12 protein-coding genes and 3 tRNA genes are annotated in these 17626 nt (G+C 54.6%); 8 read left to right on the top strand and 7 right to left on the bottom strand.

Features of this window, described 5'->3' with window-relative positions; genetic code table 11:
- Window positions 1–49: 49 nt before the first annotated feature.
- Entirely contained in the window at window positions 50–526 is a 477-nt protein-coding gene (locus AVO44_RS00080; protein WP_068331039.1) for a fasciclin domain-containing protein, read from the bottom strand.
- Window positions 527–597: 71 nt separating this feature from the next.
- Window positions 598–1449, bottom strand: a complete 852-nt coding sequence (locus AVO44_RS00075) for a class I SAM-dependent methyltransferase (RefSeq protein WP_068332535.1) — start codon at window positions 1447–1449, stop codon at window positions 598–600.
- A gap of 135 nt (window positions 1450–1584) precedes the next feature.
- Here AVO44_RS00075 and AVO44_RS00070 point away from each other — a divergent pair, with 135 nt between their 5' ends.
- The 4 genes from AVO44_RS00070 to mmsB all read left to right on the top strand — a co-directional run bounded on the left by AVO44_RS00070 (window position 1585) and on the right by mmsB (window position 5863).
- Window positions 1585–2700: a carboxylate-amine ligase gene (locus AVO44_RS00070; protein ID WP_068331037.1), complete on the top strand. Its 1116-nt coding sequence runs from the start codon at window positions 1585–1587 to the stop codon at window positions 2698–2700.
- A 96-nt stretch (window positions 2701–2796) separates the two neighbouring features.
- The gene (locus AVO44_RS00065; protein ID WP_068331035.1) at window positions 2797–3939 is read left to right on the top strand and encodes an acyl-CoA dehydrogenase family protein; all 1143 of its coding nucleotides are present in this window, start codon (window positions 2797–2799) and stop codon (window positions 3937–3939) included.
- A gap of 7 nt (window positions 3940–3946) precedes the next feature.
- On the top strand, window positions 3947–4987 hold the full coding sequence (locus AVO44_RS21510) for an enoyl-CoA hydratase/isomerase family protein (protein ID WP_068331033.1): 1041 nt from the start codon (window positions 3947–3949) through the stop codon (window positions 4985–4987).
- 3 nt (window positions 4988–4990) lie between these two features.
- Entirely contained in the window at window positions 4991–5863 is an 873-nt protein-coding gene (gene mmsB, locus AVO44_RS21505) for a 3-hydroxyisobutyrate dehydrogenase (protein ID WP_068331032.1), read from the top strand.
- A gap of 115 nt (window positions 5864–5978) precedes the next feature.
- On the opposite strand, the gene uvrA is transcribed toward mmsB, so the two are convergent.
- The 3 genes from uvrA to AVO44_RS00040 all read right to left on the bottom strand — a co-directional run bounded on the left by uvrA (window position 5979) and on the right by AVO44_RS00040 (window position 9217).
- Window positions 5979–8837, bottom strand: coding sequence for an excinuclease ABC subunit UvrA (gene uvrA, locus AVO44_RS00050; RefSeq protein ID WP_068332534.1), 2859 nt, complete (start codon window positions 8835–8837; stop codon window positions 5979–5981).
- Window positions 8838–9012: 175 nt separating this feature from the next.
- A tRNA-Asp gene (locus AVO44_RS00045) sits at window positions 9013–9089 on the bottom strand.
- A gap of 51 nt (window positions 9090–9140) precedes the next feature.
- Window positions 9141–9217: transfer RNA gene (locus tag AVO44_RS00040), tRNA-Asp, on the bottom strand.
- Window positions 9218–9761: 544 nt separating this feature from the next.
- On the opposite strand from AVO44_RS00040, the gene AVO44_RS00035 reads away from it, so the two are divergent.
- Window positions 9762–11696, top strand: a complete 1935-nt coding sequence (locus AVO44_RS00035) for a M10 family metallopeptidase C-terminal domain-containing protein (RefSeq protein ID WP_068331030.1) — start codon at window positions 9762–9764, stop codon at window positions 11694–11696.
- Window positions 11697–11820: 124 nt separating this feature from the next.
- Window positions 11821–11895 (top strand) — tRNA-Val (locus AVO44_RS00030).
- A gap of 263 nt (window positions 11896–12158) precedes the next feature.
- On the opposite strand, the gene lon is transcribed toward AVO44_RS00030, so the two are convergent.
- Window positions 12159–14567 carry an endopeptidase La gene (gene lon, locus AVO44_RS00025; protein WP_068331028.1) on the bottom strand — a complete coding sequence of 803 codons (2409 nt, stop codon included), beginning with the start codon at window positions 14565–14567 and terminating at the stop codon, window positions 12159–12161.
- Between the two features lie 367 nt (window positions 14568–14934).
- Window positions 14935–16065 carry a tRNA guanosine(34) transglycosylase Tgt gene (gene tgt, locus AVO44_RS00020; protein ID WP_068331026.1) on the bottom strand — a complete coding sequence of 377 codons (1131 nt, stop codon included), beginning with the start codon at window positions 16063–16065 and terminating at the stop codon, window positions 14935–14937.
- Between the two features lie 299 nt (window positions 16066–16364).
- On the opposite strand from tgt, the gene AVO44_RS00015 reads away from it, so the two are divergent.
- Window positions 16365–17255: an SPFH domain-containing protein gene (locus tag AVO44_RS00015; protein ID WP_068331024.1), complete on the top strand. Its 891-nt coding sequence runs from the start codon at window positions 16365–16367 to the stop codon at window positions 17253–17255.
- The gene (locus AVO44_RS00010) at window positions 17255–17533 is read left to right on the top strand and encodes an NfeD family protein (protein ID WP_068331022.1); all 279 of its coding nucleotides are present in this window, start codon (window positions 17255–17257) and stop codon (window positions 17531–17533) included. The genes AVO44_RS00015 and AVO44_RS00010 overlap by 1 nt, the downstream gene beginning before the upstream one ends.
- The last annotated feature ends 93 nt before the right edge of the window (window positions 17534–17626 follow it).

Genomic DNA, 17626 nt, shown 5'->3' with positions numbered 1-17626 from the left:
CAGAAAAAGCCCCGGCCAAATGGACCGGGGCTTTTTGTTTGGGCAGGAATTACTCTGGCAGGATCACAGCGTCGACCACGTGGATCACACCGTTGCTGGCCTCGATGTCAGCCTGAACCACTTCGGCGTCATTGACCTTGACGCCACGCTTTGCATTGACGCTCAGACGGTCGCCCTGCACAGTCAGGACCTGCGCACGCTTGCCCGCGATGTCGCTTGACATGACTTTGGCCGGGACAACGTGATATGTCAGGATTTCAACCAATTGATCCTTGTTCTCGGGCAAAAGCAATGTTTCTACCGTGCCCTCGGGCAGCGCGGCAAATGCTTCGTCTGTTGGGGCGAATACGGTAAACGGGCCATCCCCCTTCAACGTATCAACCAGACCGGCGGCCTGAACAGCAGCGACCAAAGTGTTGAACGAACCTGCCGATACGGCGGTATCCACGATATCAGCGTCTTGGGCCTGTGCAGGCAGTGCAAGGGCAAGTGCGGCGGCGGCGCCCATGAATGTGCGACGGAACATTGCTGTTGTCTCCTTTCCAGCTTGTTACAGAAGGGATTACGGGCATTTTGCCGCAGTGGATCACTATTTGATCAATTTTCTTTTACCTGAAACCAGAGACTCTGCGCGCGACCCTCGTTGAGGAACGGCAAAGCCTTGACGGCATCGGGCCGCTCTTGTTGCAGGTAATATCCCGGCCACAGCATTGAATAGAAATCGGATTGCAACAAGGCGTGCAGAACATACTGTTCGCCCCACCCTGGACAATCATAGAAGAAACGCTTGGGGTATTCGTAGGGCAGGAAAACGTCGTGTACATGGATGACGACACCCGGTTTCAACGATGGAATGATGCGGCAGAAAAGATGCGCAACATCGTTGCTGATCCGAACCACATGGCTGGAGTCAATGAACAGCACGTCGCCTGACTCAAGCTGTTCGAATACGGCCGGATCAACGTCCTCTAGCCGTTTTTGTTCGAATTGATCGACGACATGGGCGATATCAGCCCGTGGATGAGGATCAATCGCAGTTATCTTGGTGTCTAGCGCACCGTCAAGGATCGCCTGCCGAGTCACTCGGGTTGAGTTGCCACAGCCAACCTCGATCACCCGTTTGGGTTCAAACCGACGTATCATAAGATAAAGCGCGTCAGCATCCGGACTGTCGTAGTACCCGTTACCCGGACAATAGCCTGTCTGATTTCGCGCAGGGTCTTTGAGAGCCATCAACGCATCGGCATGGCGCGTGTATTCGGCAACGATCTGGCTGATATCAAACCCCTCCATCCCCGGCGACAGGGCATAGGCCGGGCGAGCCAATCCGCCCGCTTTCTCAAACGCCTCAAGCCTAGCGCGTTCTTCCCGCTCAACGGCCTTGTCAACCAGCTTAACCCCCAGTTCATCAAGGGCGTCGTTGATCTTGGGAAATTTTCTGGGTTTCACGGGCGGCTCCACTTTTCGGTACGCCTTTTCCTTACCGTTGCTTGACCGGGCTCTGCAAGAAGTGCGGCGCCAAACGCTTGGCAAAACAGAAATTTGCGTATTCACTGGTTGGAACGGAAAAAATCGAGGGCAGCCATGCAGCAGGAATTCACATTGGGTATCGAGGAAGAGTATCTGCTGGTCGATCGCGACAGTCTTGAACTCGCCGAAGCGCCTGAGGCCTTGATGGAAGCCTGTCAGTCAGATTTTGAAGGACAGGTCAGTCCCGAGTTTTTGCAGTGCCAGATCGAAGTCGGTACCCGACCCCATACTACTGTGGACTCAGCCCGCGAAGACTTGAAGCGCCTGCGGTTTTGCGTGGCCGAAAGGGCCGCTGAATTCAATCTTGCTCCAATTGCCGTGTCCTGCCATCCATTCGCAGACTGGAAGAAACAGCATCATACCCGGAAAGATCGCTACGACGCGCTTCATCATGCCCTTGGAGGCGTTGCACGGCGCATGTTGATCTGCGGCATGCATGTTCACGTCGGTGTCGAGGACCCTGCCCTGCGCGCTGACCTAATGCCTCAGCTCTCGTATTTTCTGCCGCATCTGTTGGCGCTGTCCACGTCTTCGCCGTATTGGAACGGAGAGGATTCGGGCCTGTCATCCTATCGCCTGACCGTGTTCGACAACCTTCCGCGCACAGGGTTGCCTCCGGTTCTGGCCAGTTGGGCGGACTATGAGCGTACCACTGGTATTCTGGTTGATCTCGGCGTGATTGAGGACACTACCAAAATCTGGTGGGATCTGCGGCCGTCTCATCGTTTTCCAACGCTGGAAACGCGGATAATGGATGTGCAGCCAAGGTTAGAGGACGCCCTGTCGTTGGCGGCAATGGTTCAGGCGCTGACACGTATGCTGTGCCGTTTGAAAGATCGCAACCTCCGCTGGCGGCACTATGATCGATTTCTTATCGGTGAAAATCGCTGGCGGGCGCAGCGCTATGGAGTTGGCGAAGGTCTGATAGATTTTGGCGACCGTTCGATCAAGCCAATGCCCGAGTTGATGGGAGAATTAATGGGCTTGCTGGCCGAAGATGCCGAAGCCCTTGGTACCATGACAGAATTGGCGCGGCTGCAGCAGATTGCGCAGAACGGAACCTCGGCAACCCGACAACGCCGCGCCTATGCCGAAGCCGCAGCGCGGGATGAAGACCCCGGAAAAGCCGTCGTAAAGCATCTGATAGACGAGTATCATCATGACCTTTAAGCCCCATGTGCCAATGATTGCCGGACCTGCAAAATTTCTGTAAGGATTGCGAAATAAACACTCGTTCAATTCATCCGGCAGCGTGGGAGGCAAGCCTTGGATTTTGCACTGACAGAAGAGCAAACCGCAATCTTCGACATGGCGTATGATTTCGGACAGGACAACATCGCCCCATTCGCTCGCCAGTGGGAGGCAGATGGAACCATCCCCAAGGAGCTTTGGCCGCAGATTGGCGAACTAGGTTTTGGTGCGCTTTATGTGTCCGAAGACAGTGGCGGTTCCGGCTTAAGCCGTCTTGACGCGACCCTTGTGTTCGAGGCTCTTTCGATGGCCTGCCCCTCGGTCGCGGCGTTTTTGTCGATCCACAATATGTGCGCCAAGATGCTGGACAGTTTCGCCAGCGACGCGCTGAAATCCCGCATCATGCCGGACGTTCTGAGCCTGAATACAGTGCTTAGCTATTGCTTGACCGAGCCGGGCTCGGGCTCAGACGCTGCGGCGCTGAAAACCCGCGCGGACCGTACCAATGAAGGCTATACCCTGAACGGGACCAAGGCGTTCATCTCAGGTGGCGGGTATTCCGACGCCTATGTTTGCATGGTTCGCACCGGTCAGGATGGGCCAAAAGGTATCTCAACCGTATATGTTGAGGATGGCACACCGGGTCTAAGCTTTGGGGCATTGGAACAAAAGATGGGTTGGAAAAGCCAACCCACGGCGCAGGTGCAATTCGATGACTGTCACATTCCATCCGGGAACCTGGTCGGCACCGAGGGCGACGGGTTTAAGTATGCGATGATGGGTCTGGATGGCGGGCGGCTGAACATCGCCTCATGCTCGTTGGGCGCCGCGCAAGCCGGGCTGAATATGACGCTTCAATACATGTCTGAACGCAAAGCCTTTGGGCAGTCCATCGACCAATTCCAAGCGCTTCAGTTCCGGCTGGCCGACATGGAGATTGAGCTTCAGGCCGCCCGTACGTTTCTGCGACAAGCCGCGTGGAAACTGGATCAGGGCGCACCAGACGCCACAAAGTTCTGCGCTATGGCCAAGAAATTCGTAACCGAGACAGGATCGAAAGTCGTCGATCAGTGTCTTCAGTTGCACGGCGGCTATGGGTATCTGGCTGATTACGGTATCGAAAAACTTGTCCGTGATCTGCGCGTCCATCAGATCCTTGAAGGTACAAATGAAATCATGCGGGTTATCGTAGCCCGACAAATGCTCGCTGACCGCTGAGGACACTATGCCCGATATCGAAATATGCACCACTGGTCGCGCAGGACGTATCACACTGACGCGTCCGAAGGCTCTGAATGCGTTGACCTATGAAATGTGCATGGCGATCGACACGGCTCTGCGCAACTGGCGTGAAGACGACGGTGTGGATCTGGTGATTATGGACGCCGAAGGCGACAAGGCTTTTTGCGCTGGCGGAGATATTGCCGAGCTTTACGAAACGGGCATCAAGGGGGACTACGATTTTGGTCGAAAGTTCTGGCGGGACGAATACCGTCTGAACGCAATGATTTTTGAGTATCCCAAACCGGTGATCAGCTTTCTTCAGGGTTTCACGATGGGTGGGGGTGTTGGGATAGGGTGTCACGGCAGCCACCGTGTCGTTGGCGAAAGCTCAAAAATCGCACTGCCGGAATGCTCGATCGGACTGGTTCCTGACGTGGGCAGCACACTGATGCTGGCCCTGGCCCCCGGACGTTTGGGTGAATACCTGGGCACCACGGGCTATCGCATGGGACCAGGAGACGCCATTTTCGCAGGGTTTGCAGATCACTTCATCCCTATCGCAGAATGGTCTGACCTGATCGAAATGCTTGAGGCCTCAGGCAACGCGGAACTGATCAAAACACACGCCAAAACGCCGCCTAAAAGCGAACTTGAAGATCAACAGCCCGAAATTGATTCCTATTTTGCCGGGGAAAGCCTGGGTGATATCCTCAACACCCTGTCGCATTCGGAACAGGAAACGCCGGCTGAAATACTGAGGTTGATGGGACGCAATTCACCGCTGTCCATGGCCTGCATCGTTGAGATGCTACACCGGCTGCGCGGCCCAAGCCTGACACAGCGCAAAGCGTTAGAGCTTGAATACCGATTCACATACCGCGCCATGGAGCACGGAGATTTTCTGGAGGGCATTCGCGCCCAGATCATCGACAAGGATCGCAGCCCAAGGTGGCAGTTTTCGGATCAGTCCGTCCCCGCAGTGGCGGTGTCAAAAATGCTCCAACCATTGGGCCAGAATATGCTGACATTTGAGGAGACCTAAGAGATGAAGATCGGGTTTATCGGCCTAGGCAATATGGGCAATCCTATGGCCACCAACCTTGCCAAAGCCGGGCATGACGTGACCGGTTTCGACATGGCAGATGTCGCTGTTGAGGGTGTCACCCTGGTTGGATCAGGCGCCGAAGCTGCTGCCGACGCCGAGGTTGTTATCACCATGCTGCCAAACGGGAAAATCCTGCGCGCGGTCGCGGATGAGATAATTCCCGCGATGCAGCCCGGCGCGGTTTGGATTGATTGCTCGACAGTAGACGTCGATAGCGCCCGCGCAGTTGCGGATCAGGCTCAGAACGCTGGCGTCCTTGCGGTTGATGCACCGGTTTCGGGTGGAATAGGCGGTGCGGCCGCGGGTACGCTGACCTTTATGGCCGGTGGCAGCGAAGAGGCTTTTGCCAAAGCCGCCCCCTTATTCGACATAATGGGCCAAAAGGCCGTTCATTGCGGCAAGTCCGGGGCCGGCCAGGCCGCTAAGATTTGCAACAACATGATTCTGGGCGTCACCATGATCGCCACGTGCGAGGCTTTCGCCCTTGCTGACAAGCTAGGGTTAGACCGGCAGAAGATGTTCGACGTGGTCAGTACCTCATCAGGCTATAGCTGGACAATGAACGCCTATTGCCCTGCCCCGGGCGTTGGCCCTCAAAGTCCTGCGGACAACGACTACAAGCCCGGATTTGCCGCTGAACTGATGCTGAAGGACCTGCGCCTAAGCCAGCAGGCAGCCGAAAGTTCCAATGCCGACACACCGCTGGGTCAGACCGCAACCGCGCTGTATGAACAATTTGTCGAAGCTGAGGACGGATTGGGCAAAGACTTCAGCGCCATGCTTCCTCGGTTCGAAAAGCGCGGGCGGAGCTGACCTGATCTACGTCTTTTTGACGCCGTGCATAGCAGTTTGCAGTGCACGACCCTTTTGGCGTTGCTACCCATCCTTGCAGCCAGTACGTGATCGACGTTGAAAGTTGTTGTATGCCCTACTCCGCCGCGACTCGGTCCGGATTTAACATGGGTTTCAGGTAACGTCCGGTATGGCTGCGTTCGACCTGCGCGACTTCTTCGGGCGTTCCTGTAGCTACGATCTCACCACCGCCATCTCCGCCTTCAGGACCGATATCAATGATGTGGTCCGCCGTTTTCACAACGTCCAGGTTATGCTCGATCACGACAACCGTATTGCCCTGATCGACCAACTCGTGAAGCACCTCTAACAACTTACGCACATCCTCGAAATGCAGCCCGGTTGTCGGTTCGTCCAAGATATACAAGGTCCGTCCGGTTGAGCGTTTCGAAAGCTCTTTGGATAGCTTCACCCGCTGCGCTTCACCGCCTGACAAGGTCGTCGCTTGCTGACCAACTTTGATATAACCCAGACCGACCCTTGCAAGCGCGTCCATCTTGTCCCGGATCGAAGGTACGGCCTTAAAGAACTCCTGCGCGTCTTCTACCGTCATATCAAGCACATCCGCTATGGACTTGCCCTTAAACTTGATTTCAAGCGTTTCGCGGTTGTACCGCGCGCCTTTGCAGGTTTCGCAGGTGACATAAACGTCAGGCAGGAAGTGCATCTCGATTTTAATGACGCCGTCGCCCTGGCACGCCTCACACCGTCCACCTTTGACGTTGAAGCTGAAGCGGCCGGGCTTGTAACCGCGCGTTTTGGCTTCGGGTAAACCGGCGAACCAGTCGCGGATTGGCGTGAAAGCGCCGGTGTAAGTCGCTGGATTTGAACGCGGAGTTCGGCCGATAGGACGCTGGTCGATATCAATCACCTTGTCGAGATGTTCCAGACCTTTGATCGTTTCACAAGGAGCCGGGGTTTGCCGCGCCCCGTTCAAGCGCATCGACGCGGTTTTGAACAACGTTTCGATCGTGAGGGTCGATTTTCCACCGCCAGACACACCAGTCACGCAGACAAACTTACCCAGAGGGAAATCGGCAGTGACGTTTTTTAGGTTGTTCCCTGTCGCCTTAACGACCGAGACTTTTTTCCCATTCCCCTTGCGCCGGCCAGTCGGAATGGGAATTTCACGCGTACCGGCCAGATATTGACCAGTTAATGAGGCGGCATCGGATGATATATCAGCAGGTGTACCCTTGCTGACGACCTGACCGCCATGTACGCCCGCGCCGGGACCAATATCAAAAACGTAATCAGCCTCGCGGATGGCTTCCTCATCATGCTCTACCACGATCACGGTATTGCCCTGATCACGGAGGTTTTTCAGAGTGCCAAGCAGGCGGTCGTTATCGCGTTGGTGCAACCCAATTGAAGGTTCGTCCAGCACGTACAAAACGCCGGTCAGGCCCGACCCGATCTGACTTGCCAAGCGGATGCGCTGGCTTTCCCCACCGGACAACGTACCACTTGAACGTGACAGTGTAAGATATTCTAACCCCACATTATTCAGAAAGCCGAGCCTTTCGCGGATTTCTTTCAGAATAGCCCGCGCAATTTCGTTCTTTTGAACGCTCAGATGGTTTGGCGCGTCTTCGACCCAAGCCAAAGCCTCTTTGATCGACATTTGAACTACCTGCCCCACGTGAAGCCCGGCTATCTTTACAGCCAGTGCCTCAGGCCGAAGCCGGTACCCGTGGCAGGTACCGCAAGGGCGATTGTTTTGATAGCGCTCGAATTCCTCACGAATCCAGGCGCTGTCCGTCTCGCGGTAACGGCGCTCCATGTTAGGAATGACGCCTTCAAAGCTGCGCGTGACCTGATAGACCCGGCCACCTTCATCATAGCGAAACTGGATCTCTTCATCGCCAGAGCCTCGCAGGAATACCTGCTGTACCTTCTCGGGCAGGTCTTTCCACGGGGTGTTCTTGTCAAATTCGTAGTGGTGCGCAATAGCTTCAATGGTTTGCAGGAAATACGGCGACTTTCCCTTGCGCCATGGTGCCAATGCCCCATCGTAGAGCTTCAACGTTTGGTCAGGGACCACAAGCCGTTCGTCAAAAAACAGCTCGACCCCCAACCCATCGCAGTCCGGGCACGCACCAAAGGGGGCGTTAAACGAAAACAGGCGGGGTTCAATCTCGGGGATCGTGAAGCCGCTGACAGGGCAGGCAAAATTTTCGCTGAACGTGATGCGCTCTGGGTCGCCTTCACGTGGTGCAGTCTCCAAAACCGCAATACCATCTGCAAGGTCCAGAGCGGTGCGCAGGCTGTCGGCCAGCCGCGTCTCCATCCCGTCGCGAACGACCAGGCGATCGACCACAACATCAATATCGTGGCGGAATTTCTTGTCTAACGTTGGCGGTTCGTCAAGTTCGTAGAACTCACCATCCACTTTCACGCGCTGGAAACCCTGCTTGCGCAGTTCTAGGAATTCCTTTTTGTATTCGCCCTTCCGGTCGCGCACGATGGGCGCCAAAAGATAGCCACGCGTACCCTCCTCCATCGCCATGATCCGATCGACCATGTCTTGCACCTGCTGTGCCTCGATCGGCAAACCGGTCGCTGGGCTGTAGGGCGTGCCGGCACGTGCGAACAAAAGACGTAAATAGTCGTAAATCTCGGTTACTGTCCCAACCGTCGAACGCGGGTTTTTCGAGGTTGTTTTCTGCTCAATCGAAATCGCCGGGGACAAGCCGCTGATATGATCCACATCCGGCTTTTCCATCATATCAAGAAACTGGCGCGCATAGGCCGACAAGCTTTCGACGTAGCGACGCTGGCCTTCCGCGTAGATCGTGTCGAATGCCAGTGAGGACTTGCCCGAGCCCGACAGCCCGGTGATCACCACCAACTGATCGCGCGGAATATCCACGTCGATGCCTTTGAGGTTGTGTTCACGCGCGCCGCGCACTTCGATATTCTTCAGCTCAGCCATTTTGGCCCCCAACACACAAGTGTCATAGAGATAGGCGAGCAGCACCGAGTCTCCAACAGAAAAGTTAGAACAAAGTGTGAACGAACGAATTATTGCCGACATCTCCTGACAACGTGACCCATTTCCGATCAGGTTCCCCAAGAGAGGGGCTGTATTATGGCAAATCGAAAGAAAGTGGCGCGGTTGACGGGGCTCGAACCCGCGACCCCCGGCGTGACAGGCCGGTACTCTAACCAACTGAGCTACAACCGCGCATTAGGGTCTATGTCTGATCCATTAGCCCGGATCAAAGGCTGGCAGCGATGGCGCGGTTGACGGGGCTCGAACCCGCGACCCCCGGCGTGACAGGCCGGTACTCTAACCAACTGAGCTACAACCGCCCGCTGCCCGTTCGTTGCTGAACGTTGGGGTGTATTATGGCTACGCTTGCACATCGTCAAGCGGCGTTTTGAAGTTTTTTTGAAGAACACAAAAAATGTTTCCCAACTTGGGCACTGTCTTCTTGGAAACTTGTTGTTGCCTGAACGGCTGCACAGCCACCCGCAGGGTTTGGAGCCTCCAGTGCCTTGGCTCAGAAAACTCTGAGTGCGCGTTGCCCCGGTGCGCCAAATCGAACCAATTTGGACTTTCCCGCGGCACAGAAACTCCAAACAACGTCCATTCCCGGTTCGCAGGCTAGACCGCAAGCGATGGTGGCTTAACGTGCAAAACCTTTAAAGCATTTGTTGGCCAGATTGCGTGAGCATGAGACGACACCATTCCTCGCAGTCAAAGATATCGTGCAATTTTACTTGCACCAGAAAGCTTCGCCGTGGAACAATCTGAACAAAAAAAGAGCTGTGGTTTCCGAATTTGTTACGAAACCCGAAGCGTGAACAAGCAACGCTGCCCCTTCGCTGTGTTTTAACGGATGGAATTGAAAGAATGTCAGTTGTTAACGAGCTTTATCCGGGTGCCAATTTTACCGGCTACGAGTACCTGGACGGAATAATATGGGGAACCTCATGGAACATCGGAACAAATGTGGGGGGGCCAGCCGGCACTATCACCTATTCTTTTGCGGATTCTTCAGTTCAGGGTTTCGCAGATTTTTTTGAGTATGAGAAACAAGCCTTCCGCGAAGCAGTCGCGGTCATTGAAACGTTCATCCCAATTGACTTTGTCGAGGTTGGTTTCCTTGCTCCTCAAGGGACACCCTACTACGAGAACATCTCGTGGGGTTTGGTGACCACCGATGACCTTGGTGGCGCGGCGGGCTTTCACCAGATTCCGGGCGACACGCCCCCGTATCAACAGGACTTTGGTATCGACACCCTGTTCGGGTTGTTCGCATATGACTCACCTTTCTTTAGTCGGGAAGCGCTCGCCAAAGGCGGTGAAGGGTTCGCAATCATCCTGCACGAAATCTTGCACGGCCTTGGCCTGGCACACCCGCATGACGCAGGCGGAAGTTCAACGATTTACGATGGCGTAACCCAACCCTTCAATGACTATGGAACGGATGGTCAGAACCAGGCCGTGTACACAATCATGTCGTATAATTCAGGCTATCCGCAGAAAGTCCCCCTGCCCTCGTTCAAGTTCGGCGGCGTGGCGTCACCCATGGCGCTGGACATCGCGGCGCTTCAGGCGATTTACGGAACTGCTGAGAACAATACTGGCGATAATGTGTATTCTCTGAAAGGTTCCAATGCGCCTGGTACTTACTGGAAAGCTATCTGGGATACAGGTGGAACAGATGCAATTTCGGCCAGCGGTTTGTCGAAAAGCGTTCTGATCAGCTTGAAAGCAGCTGATCTGGAAGGCCATGATGCCGGGGGATCGCCTTCGTATGCCTTTGGTGTCAGCGGTGGTTTCACGATCGCCAACGGGGTTGTCATCGAAAACGCCATCGGAGGAAACGCCGGTGACTTCCTGTACGGCAATGATGTTGCGAATTTGATGATTGGCAATTCGGGCGATGACACGGTTGCTGGCGGCGACGGAAACGACACCATCAAAGGCGGTCAGGGAAACGACTATCTGATTGGTGGTCCAGGTGATGACACGATTACGGGCGGTGCTGGATGGGACAATTTCGTCGTCAAAGACAGTGATGGCAACGATACCATAACAGGCGGCGAAGATATTGATACGCTCTCATTCAACGGTTCTGTCGGCGCAACGGTCGACCTATCTGTAACGACGGCTCAGAACACCGGCTACGGCATTGATACAATCAATTTGGTCGAAAATGTCACTGGCACTGCTCAAGACGATCAACTCTCAGGCGATGATCAGGCAAATACCCTTATCGGAAGCGACGGATACGACACACTTGTTGGTCGCAAGGGCGCGGACCTGCTGAAGGGAGGCGCTGGTAAGGATACCGTCACGGGCGACAATGGCTGGGATACCCTAAGGGGCGGTAAAGGCGCTGACACCATTGACGGCGGAAACGGCAATGACACAATCTTCGGCGGCATGGGGATCGACCTGATCACTGGTGGGGCTGGCTTGGATACGATGACCGGTGGCGCTGGCACGGACACCTTCGTTTTCAACGACATCACTGACAGTGGCCAAAGGGGGGGCTTGGCCGACAAGATCACGGACTTCACTAGGGGTGAGGACAAAATCAATCTAAGCGCAATCGACGCCAGCAGTGTTCTTGGTGGCAATGAAGCCTTTATTTTTAATGGAGAAACTCCGATCAGCTCATCGGATGAAGGCGAAATCTACTACGTAAAGCAGGATTATGCCAATAACGACTTGGATCAAACGCTGGTCTATGTCGATACTGATGGCGACAGCGACGCGGAAATGGTTATCAAACTGGCGGGTCTGCATGATCTGACCGAAAGCGATTTCATTCTGTAGAACCAGACCCGTATACGAGCGGCAGCAGTTTCGCACCGCTCGTTGTCTGGTTTGAGCCACTTGAAGAATTGGGCTTTAGGCGCTCTTGCAAGCCCTCCAAACTCTATGTATTACGCGTCCTTACGGGTGATTAGCTCAGTGGTAGAGCGCTTCGTTCACATCGAAGATGTCAGGAGTTCAAATCTCTTATCACCCACCATTTTTCCGGTATTCTCTTTCTGAACGCACCTACAGTTCGGTAAGGCCAAACGGCCAAACTCCTCTGCGATTTCCAGATAGTTGAACGATCACTTCAGCATTTGGTCGGTTGACACGAAATTTGTTCTGCAAACACGCTTTCGAACACGTTGCGTTTCCGACCGCCAAGTGTTGTCACGGAAAGAGCTCAAAAGCACAGAAACGAAACAGATCGCGAGCTTTCGGGAACAAAAAAGGCGGGGATGAACCCGCCTTTTCTTTGTGTCAATGTGCTGTTTGAGACGGCCCTGAGTTCTCCGCCGATTTGGCTGCGGCCGCAGCAGCCTCTTCTGCCGCCTCGTCCCATTCGACAGGCTCTGGCACACTCACCAAGGCGTGCTTGAGCACCTCGGAAACATGTGTGACGGGGATGATTTCAAGCCCTTCTTTCACATTGTCCGGTATCTCGGCCAGGTCCTTTTCGTTTTCCTCTGGTATCAGCACTGTTTTGATACCACCACGAAGGGCCGCCAGCAGTTTCTCTTTCAAACCGCCAATCGGCATCGCGTTGCCACGCAGAGATACCTCTCCGGTCATGGCAATGTCTTTCCGCACCGGAATGCCAGTCAGCACGGATACAATCGAGGTTACCATCGCCAACCCGGCAGAGGGACCATCCTTGGGCGTTGCTCCATCCGGCACGTGGACATGGATATCGAGTGAATCGAATTTCGGCGGCTTTACCCCAATCTGGGGAGAGATCGAGCGAACATAAGACGACGCCGCGTCAATGGACTCCTTCATAACATCGCCCAGCTTACCGGTGGTCTTCATCCGCCCCTTACCGGGCAGCTTCAGCGCTTCGATATGCAGTAGGTCGCCGCCCACGGATGTGTAGGCGAGGCCGGTTACAACGCCAACCTGATCATCCTGCTCGGCCAAGCCGTAACGGTACTTTGGAACGCCAAGAAATTCATCAAGATTTTCGGGAGTCACCGTTATGGACTCGGCCTCTTTCTTGATGATCTTGGTCAGCGATTTACGGGCCACCTTGGCGATCTCGCGCTCAAGGTTTCGTACACCTGCTTCGCGGGTATAAGTGCGAATGATCTTCTGCAACGCCTCGTCTGTCAGTTCAAATTCCTTGGCCTTCAGACCATGGTTTTTAACCTGCTTGCCGATCAGGTGCTGTTTCGCGATCTCACTCTTTTCCTCTTCGGTATAACCGGCCAGCGGAATGATCTCCATCCGGTCCAGCAGTGGCCCGGGCATGTTATAGCTGTTCGACGTCGTCAGGAACATCACGTTGGACAGGTCATATTCGACCTCAAGGTAGTGATCCATAAACGTGTTGTTCTGTTCCGGGTCCAACACCTCAAGCATTGCCGACGCCGGATCACCACGGAAGTCCTGGCCCATCTTGTCAATCTCATCGAGCAGGATAAGCGGGTTCGTGGTTTTTGCCTTTTTCAACGACTGGATGATCTTGCCCGGCATCGAGCCGATATAGGTCCTGCGGTGTCCCCTAATCTCGGATTCATCACGTACGCCGCCAAGCGAGATACGAATAAACTCGCGTCCCGTGGCCTTTGCCACCGACTTACCCAAGCTTGTTTTACCCACACCCGGCGGGCCTACAAGGCACAAGATCGGGCCTTTCAACTTCTTCGAACGTTGCTGGACAGCCAGATATTCAACGATCCGTTCTTTGACCTTTTCAAGGCCATAGTGATCGGCATCCAGAATATCCTGCGCGCGGCCAAGATCTTTTTTAACGCGGGATTTATTGCCCCACGGCAGCGACAGAATCCAGTCCAGATAGTTGCGCACAACCGTCGCCTCAGCGGACATCGGGCTCATGTTGCGCAGCTTTTTCAGCTCACCTTCTGCCTTTTCGCGCGCTTCTTTCGACAGCTTGGTTTCAGCGATCTTAGCTTCCAGCTCGGCCACTTCGTTCGAGCCGTCCTCGCCATCGCCCAGCTCTTTCTGAATGGCCTTCATTTGCTCATTCAAATAGTACTCGCGCTGCGTTTTCTCCATTTGGGATTTTACGCGCGTTTTGATCTTTTTCTCGACCTGCAGAACCGACATTTCGCCCTGCATCAAGCCATAGACCTTTTCAAGCCGCTCGCTAACGCTGAGGGTTTCCAGAAGTTCCTGCTTTTGCTCGACCTCAATACCCAAGTGGCCCGAGACAAGATCAGCCAATTTCGCCGGTTCTGTCGTTTCTCCGACAGCGGACAAGGCCTCCTCAGGGATGTTCTTGCGCACTTTGGCATAGCGCTCGAACTCATCGGCAACCGTGCGCAGCAACGCTTCGGTTGTCGTCACATCGCCGGGGATTTCAGTCAGATACTCTGCACGGGCTTCGAAAAACTCTTCGTTTTCCAAAAACTCGGTGATCTGAACGCGCGCTTGTCCTTCAACAAGGACCTTCACGGTACCATCGGGCAATTTCAGCAGTTGCAGGACGTTTGCCAAAACCCCGGCGCGGAAAATACCGTCGGTCGTCGGGTCATCGTCGCCCGGATCAATTTGGCTGGACAGCAAAATTTGCTTGTCGTCCTGCATCACTTCTTCCAGCGCGCGAACGGATTTTTCCCGACCCACGAACAGCGGCACGATCATATGCGGGAAAACCACGATATCGCGCAGCGGAAGTACGGGGTACGAAGAGTTAAGGGGCTCTTGCATGCTCAATCCTTATCGTTGGCAAGATGGCTCTGGTCCCTTCTGAGGCAACCTTTGGCCATCTCCTGTCTTGGACGATAAAGGTGGGGCCGCGATGCCCTTTTTCAACCTTACCGCCAATTGTCAGGAGTCAGAATGACCCGAGCTTTTCCGGACTGCAAGGCATCCGGTGCATATATCCACCGAATTTAACAAAATGGGTCAACTGCTCGCGGCAAAAAAATGTCGTGACAAGCTCAGTTTGCTTGTTCGCGTCCATATTCGACGTTTCGAAAAGGAATTCACCTGATTTGGCGGGTTCATCTAGCGTGTAAACCCGCAGGCAGTTGGATGGCTTAAAGGAAAAACCAAGGCCGAAACGAGTACCCCGTCACAGCGGCTCAATATCGCCCTGCGCCCTCTGCGCATGGAACTCTGCTTGCCATGCCTCAAAAGTTCCAGCTGCAATTGCGTCGCGCATGCCCTGCATGATTTCTTGGAAATAGTGCAGGTTGTGCCAAGTAAGTAACATTCCTGAGATCATCTCGTTCGAACGGAATACGTGGTGCAAGTAGGCGCGCGAGTAATTCGAGCATGCCGGACACGAGCAGTTCTCGTCCAACGGTCGCGGATCGTCCGCATGGCGGGCATTCTTGATATTCACCACACCGTGTCGAGTGAATGCTTGCCCGGTGCGGCCTGAGCGCGACGGCAGAACACAATCCATCATGTCGATCCCGCGCGCGACCGCGCCGACGATGTCGTCCGGTTTGCCAACACCCATGAGGTATCTGGGCTTATCAACCGGAAGGAAATCTGGTGCATAATCGAGGCAACCGAACATGGCCTCCTGCCCCTCGCCCACAGCCAGACCACCAACGGCGTAACCTTCGAAACCGATCTTCCTAAGCGCCTCGGCACTTTCTTCGCGCAGGTCTTGCTCTAGCCCGCCCTGCATGATGCCAAACAGTGCGTGACCAGGACGATCCCCGAACGCTTCGCGCGACCGCTCGGCCCATCGCATCGACAGGCGCATCGACTCGGCAATTCGTTCCCGGTCAGCGGGTAAGGCAGGACATTCATCGAAACACATCACGATGTCCGAACCCAATAGCCGCTGAATCTCGATCGATCGTTCGGGTGTTAGTTCGTGTTTTGACCCGTCGATATGTGATTTGAACGTCACGCCTTTTTCAGTGAGCTTTCGCAACCCGGCCAGCGACATGACCTGAAAACCGCCCGAGTCTGTCAGAATAGGCCGTTCCCAGTTCATGAATTTATGTAGCCCACCCAGCCGGTCGATCCGCTCGGCCGTTGGCCGTAACATCAGGTGGTAGGTATTGCCTAACAGAATATCAGCGCCCGTTGCGCGAACGCTTTCGGGCATCATCGCTTTGACCGTCGCCGCAGTACCGACGGGCATGAAAGCAGGTGTGCGCACCTCGCCGCGCGGCGTGTTGATAACGCCAGTTCTGGCCTTGCCGTCGGTGGCTTTCAGGTCAAAGGAAAAACGCTTGGTCATCTGGATGCCTCGGGGTCACTGAGCCCGGCAGCATTTGCCTGATCTGCTAGGTTATTGCAACCCAAGGGTCCGGGCGGCGCGGCACTCGATTTACCTGAGCCTTATGTCTGACGCCATTGTATTTCAAACCATTGAACCCGCGCACAAAACAGGATGCAAAGCAGTCACAATCGTTAACTTCCGCCGTGTATCTACCGCGTCAATGACTTGTATTTACGCCCGTTTCCCTCATACCGAAGTTGAATTTATACGACTCAACTCATAAATGTATACAACAGTACACAAGAAAGAGGGCAGATATGACCGAAGATCAGATTGTTGGATTGCTGACGTCAAACATCATTTACTTGCTGGCAGCGGTCCTGATCGTCATTGTCATCTTCAAAGGTGTGAAGATCGTTCCGCAGTCTGAAAAATTCGTGGTCGAGCGGTTCGGACGCCTGCATTCGGTACTTGGACCCGGTATCAACTTTATTGTTCCTTTTCTGGATGTTGCACGTCATCAGATATCTATTCTGGAACGTCAGCTTCCAAACGCGACGCAGGACGCAATCACTAAGGACAACGTTCTGGTCCAGATCGACACATCCGTGTTTTACCGCATTCTCGAACCGGAAAAGACAGTGTATCGTATCCGTGATGTGGATGGTGCCATCGCAACCACGGTCGCCGGCATCGTGCGGGCTGAAATCGGTAAAATGGATCTGGACGAGGTCCAATCGAACCGGTCGCAGTTGATCGCTCGTATTCAGGAAAGCGTCGAAACTGCGGTCGACGATTGGGGCATTGAAGTCACCCGCGCCGAGATTCTGGACGTCAATCTGGATCAGGCCACCCGCGACGCGATGCTTCAACAACTTAACGCCGAGCGCGCGCGCCGAGCGCAGGTAACCGAAGCGGAAGGCCAAAAACGTGCTGTCGAATTGCAAGCCGATGCCGAGCTTTATGCGGCCGAACAATCGGCCAAGGCACGCCGCATACAAGCGGACGCCGAAGCTTATGCAACGGGAGTTGTTGCCAAGGCCATTCAGGACAATGGCATGGAGGCCGCGCAATATCAGGTTGCGCTGAAACAGGTCGAGGCGCTGAATGCACTAGGTAATGGTACCGGATCGCAAACGATCGTCGTGCCCGCCAACGCGCTAGAAGCCTTTGGCGATGCCTTCAAGATGCTGAAAGGAGGTAAATAATGGCTGATCTCTTCTGGATGACCTGGTGGATCTGGCTAGCCGGGGCGCTGTTGTTAGCCATACTCGAGATCGCCCTGCCCGGCTTTATCTTTCTAGGCTTTGCAATTGGCGCTGCTGTGACTGGTTTACTGCTTCTCATACCTGGCATTTCACCGTCGCTGCCCGTTTTGTTGATGATTTTTGCGGCGCTGTCGTTGGTCGCCTGGTTGCTCTTGCGGCGCGTATACGCCCTGCCCCGTGGTCAGGTGAAAACTTTTCGGCATGACATAAACGACTAGGCAGCCGACTCATAAAACTCGATCCAAAGGCGCACTGATGCCAGTTTGATCATTGCCAGGAAGTTGCGTGAAGTTTTCTCGTAGCGTGTGGCG

Source organism: Ruegeria profundi (genome assembly GCF_001507545.1).
Taxonomy (GTDB): Bacteria; Pseudomonadota; Alphaproteobacteria; order Rhodobacterales; family Rhodobacteraceae; genus Ruegeria; species Ruegeria profundi.
This window is presented reverse-complemented; position numbering and strand designations above follow the sequence as displayed.

Bases quoted from the DNA above. Each gene is read 5' to 3' on its own strand.
- AVO44_RS00080 (WP_068331039.1), bottom strand. From the start codon at position 526: ATGTTCCGTCGCACATTCATGGGCGCCGCCGCCGCACTTGCCCTTGCA.
- AVO44_RS00070 (WP_068331037.1), top strand. From the start codon at position 1,585: ATGCAGCAGGAATTCACATTGGGTATCGAGGAAGAGTATCTGCTGGTC.
- AVO44_RS21510 (WP_068331033.1), top strand. From the start codon at position 3,947: ATGCCCGATATCGAAATATGCACCACTGGTCGCGCAGGACGTATCACA.
- mmsB (WP_068331032.1), top strand. From the start codon at position 4,991: ATGAAGATCGGGTTTATCGGCCTAGGCAATATGGGCAATCCTATGGCC.
- uvrA (WP_068332534.1), bottom strand. From the start codon at position 8,837: ATGGCTGAGCTGAAGAATATCGAAGTGCGCGGCGCGCGTGAACACAAC.
- AVO44_RS00035 (WP_068331030.1), top strand. From the start codon at position 9,762: ATGTCAGTTGTTAACGAGCTTTATCCGGGTGCCAATTTTACCGGCTAC.
- lon (WP_068331028.1), bottom strand. From the start codon at position 14,567: ATGCAAGAGCCCCTTAACTCTTCGTACCCCGTACTTCCGCTGCGCGAT.
- tgt (WP_068331026.1), bottom strand. From the start codon at position 16,065: ATGACCAAGCGTTTTTCCTTTGACCTGAAAGCCACCGACGGCAAGGCC.
- AVO44_RS00015 (WP_068331024.1), top strand. From the start codon at position 16,365: ATGACCGAAGATCAGATTGTTGGATTGCTGACGTCAAACATCATTTAC.
- AVO44_RS00010 (WP_068331022.1), top strand. From the start codon at position 17,255: ATGGCTGATCTCTTCTGGATGACCTGGTGGATCTGGCTAGCCGGGGCG.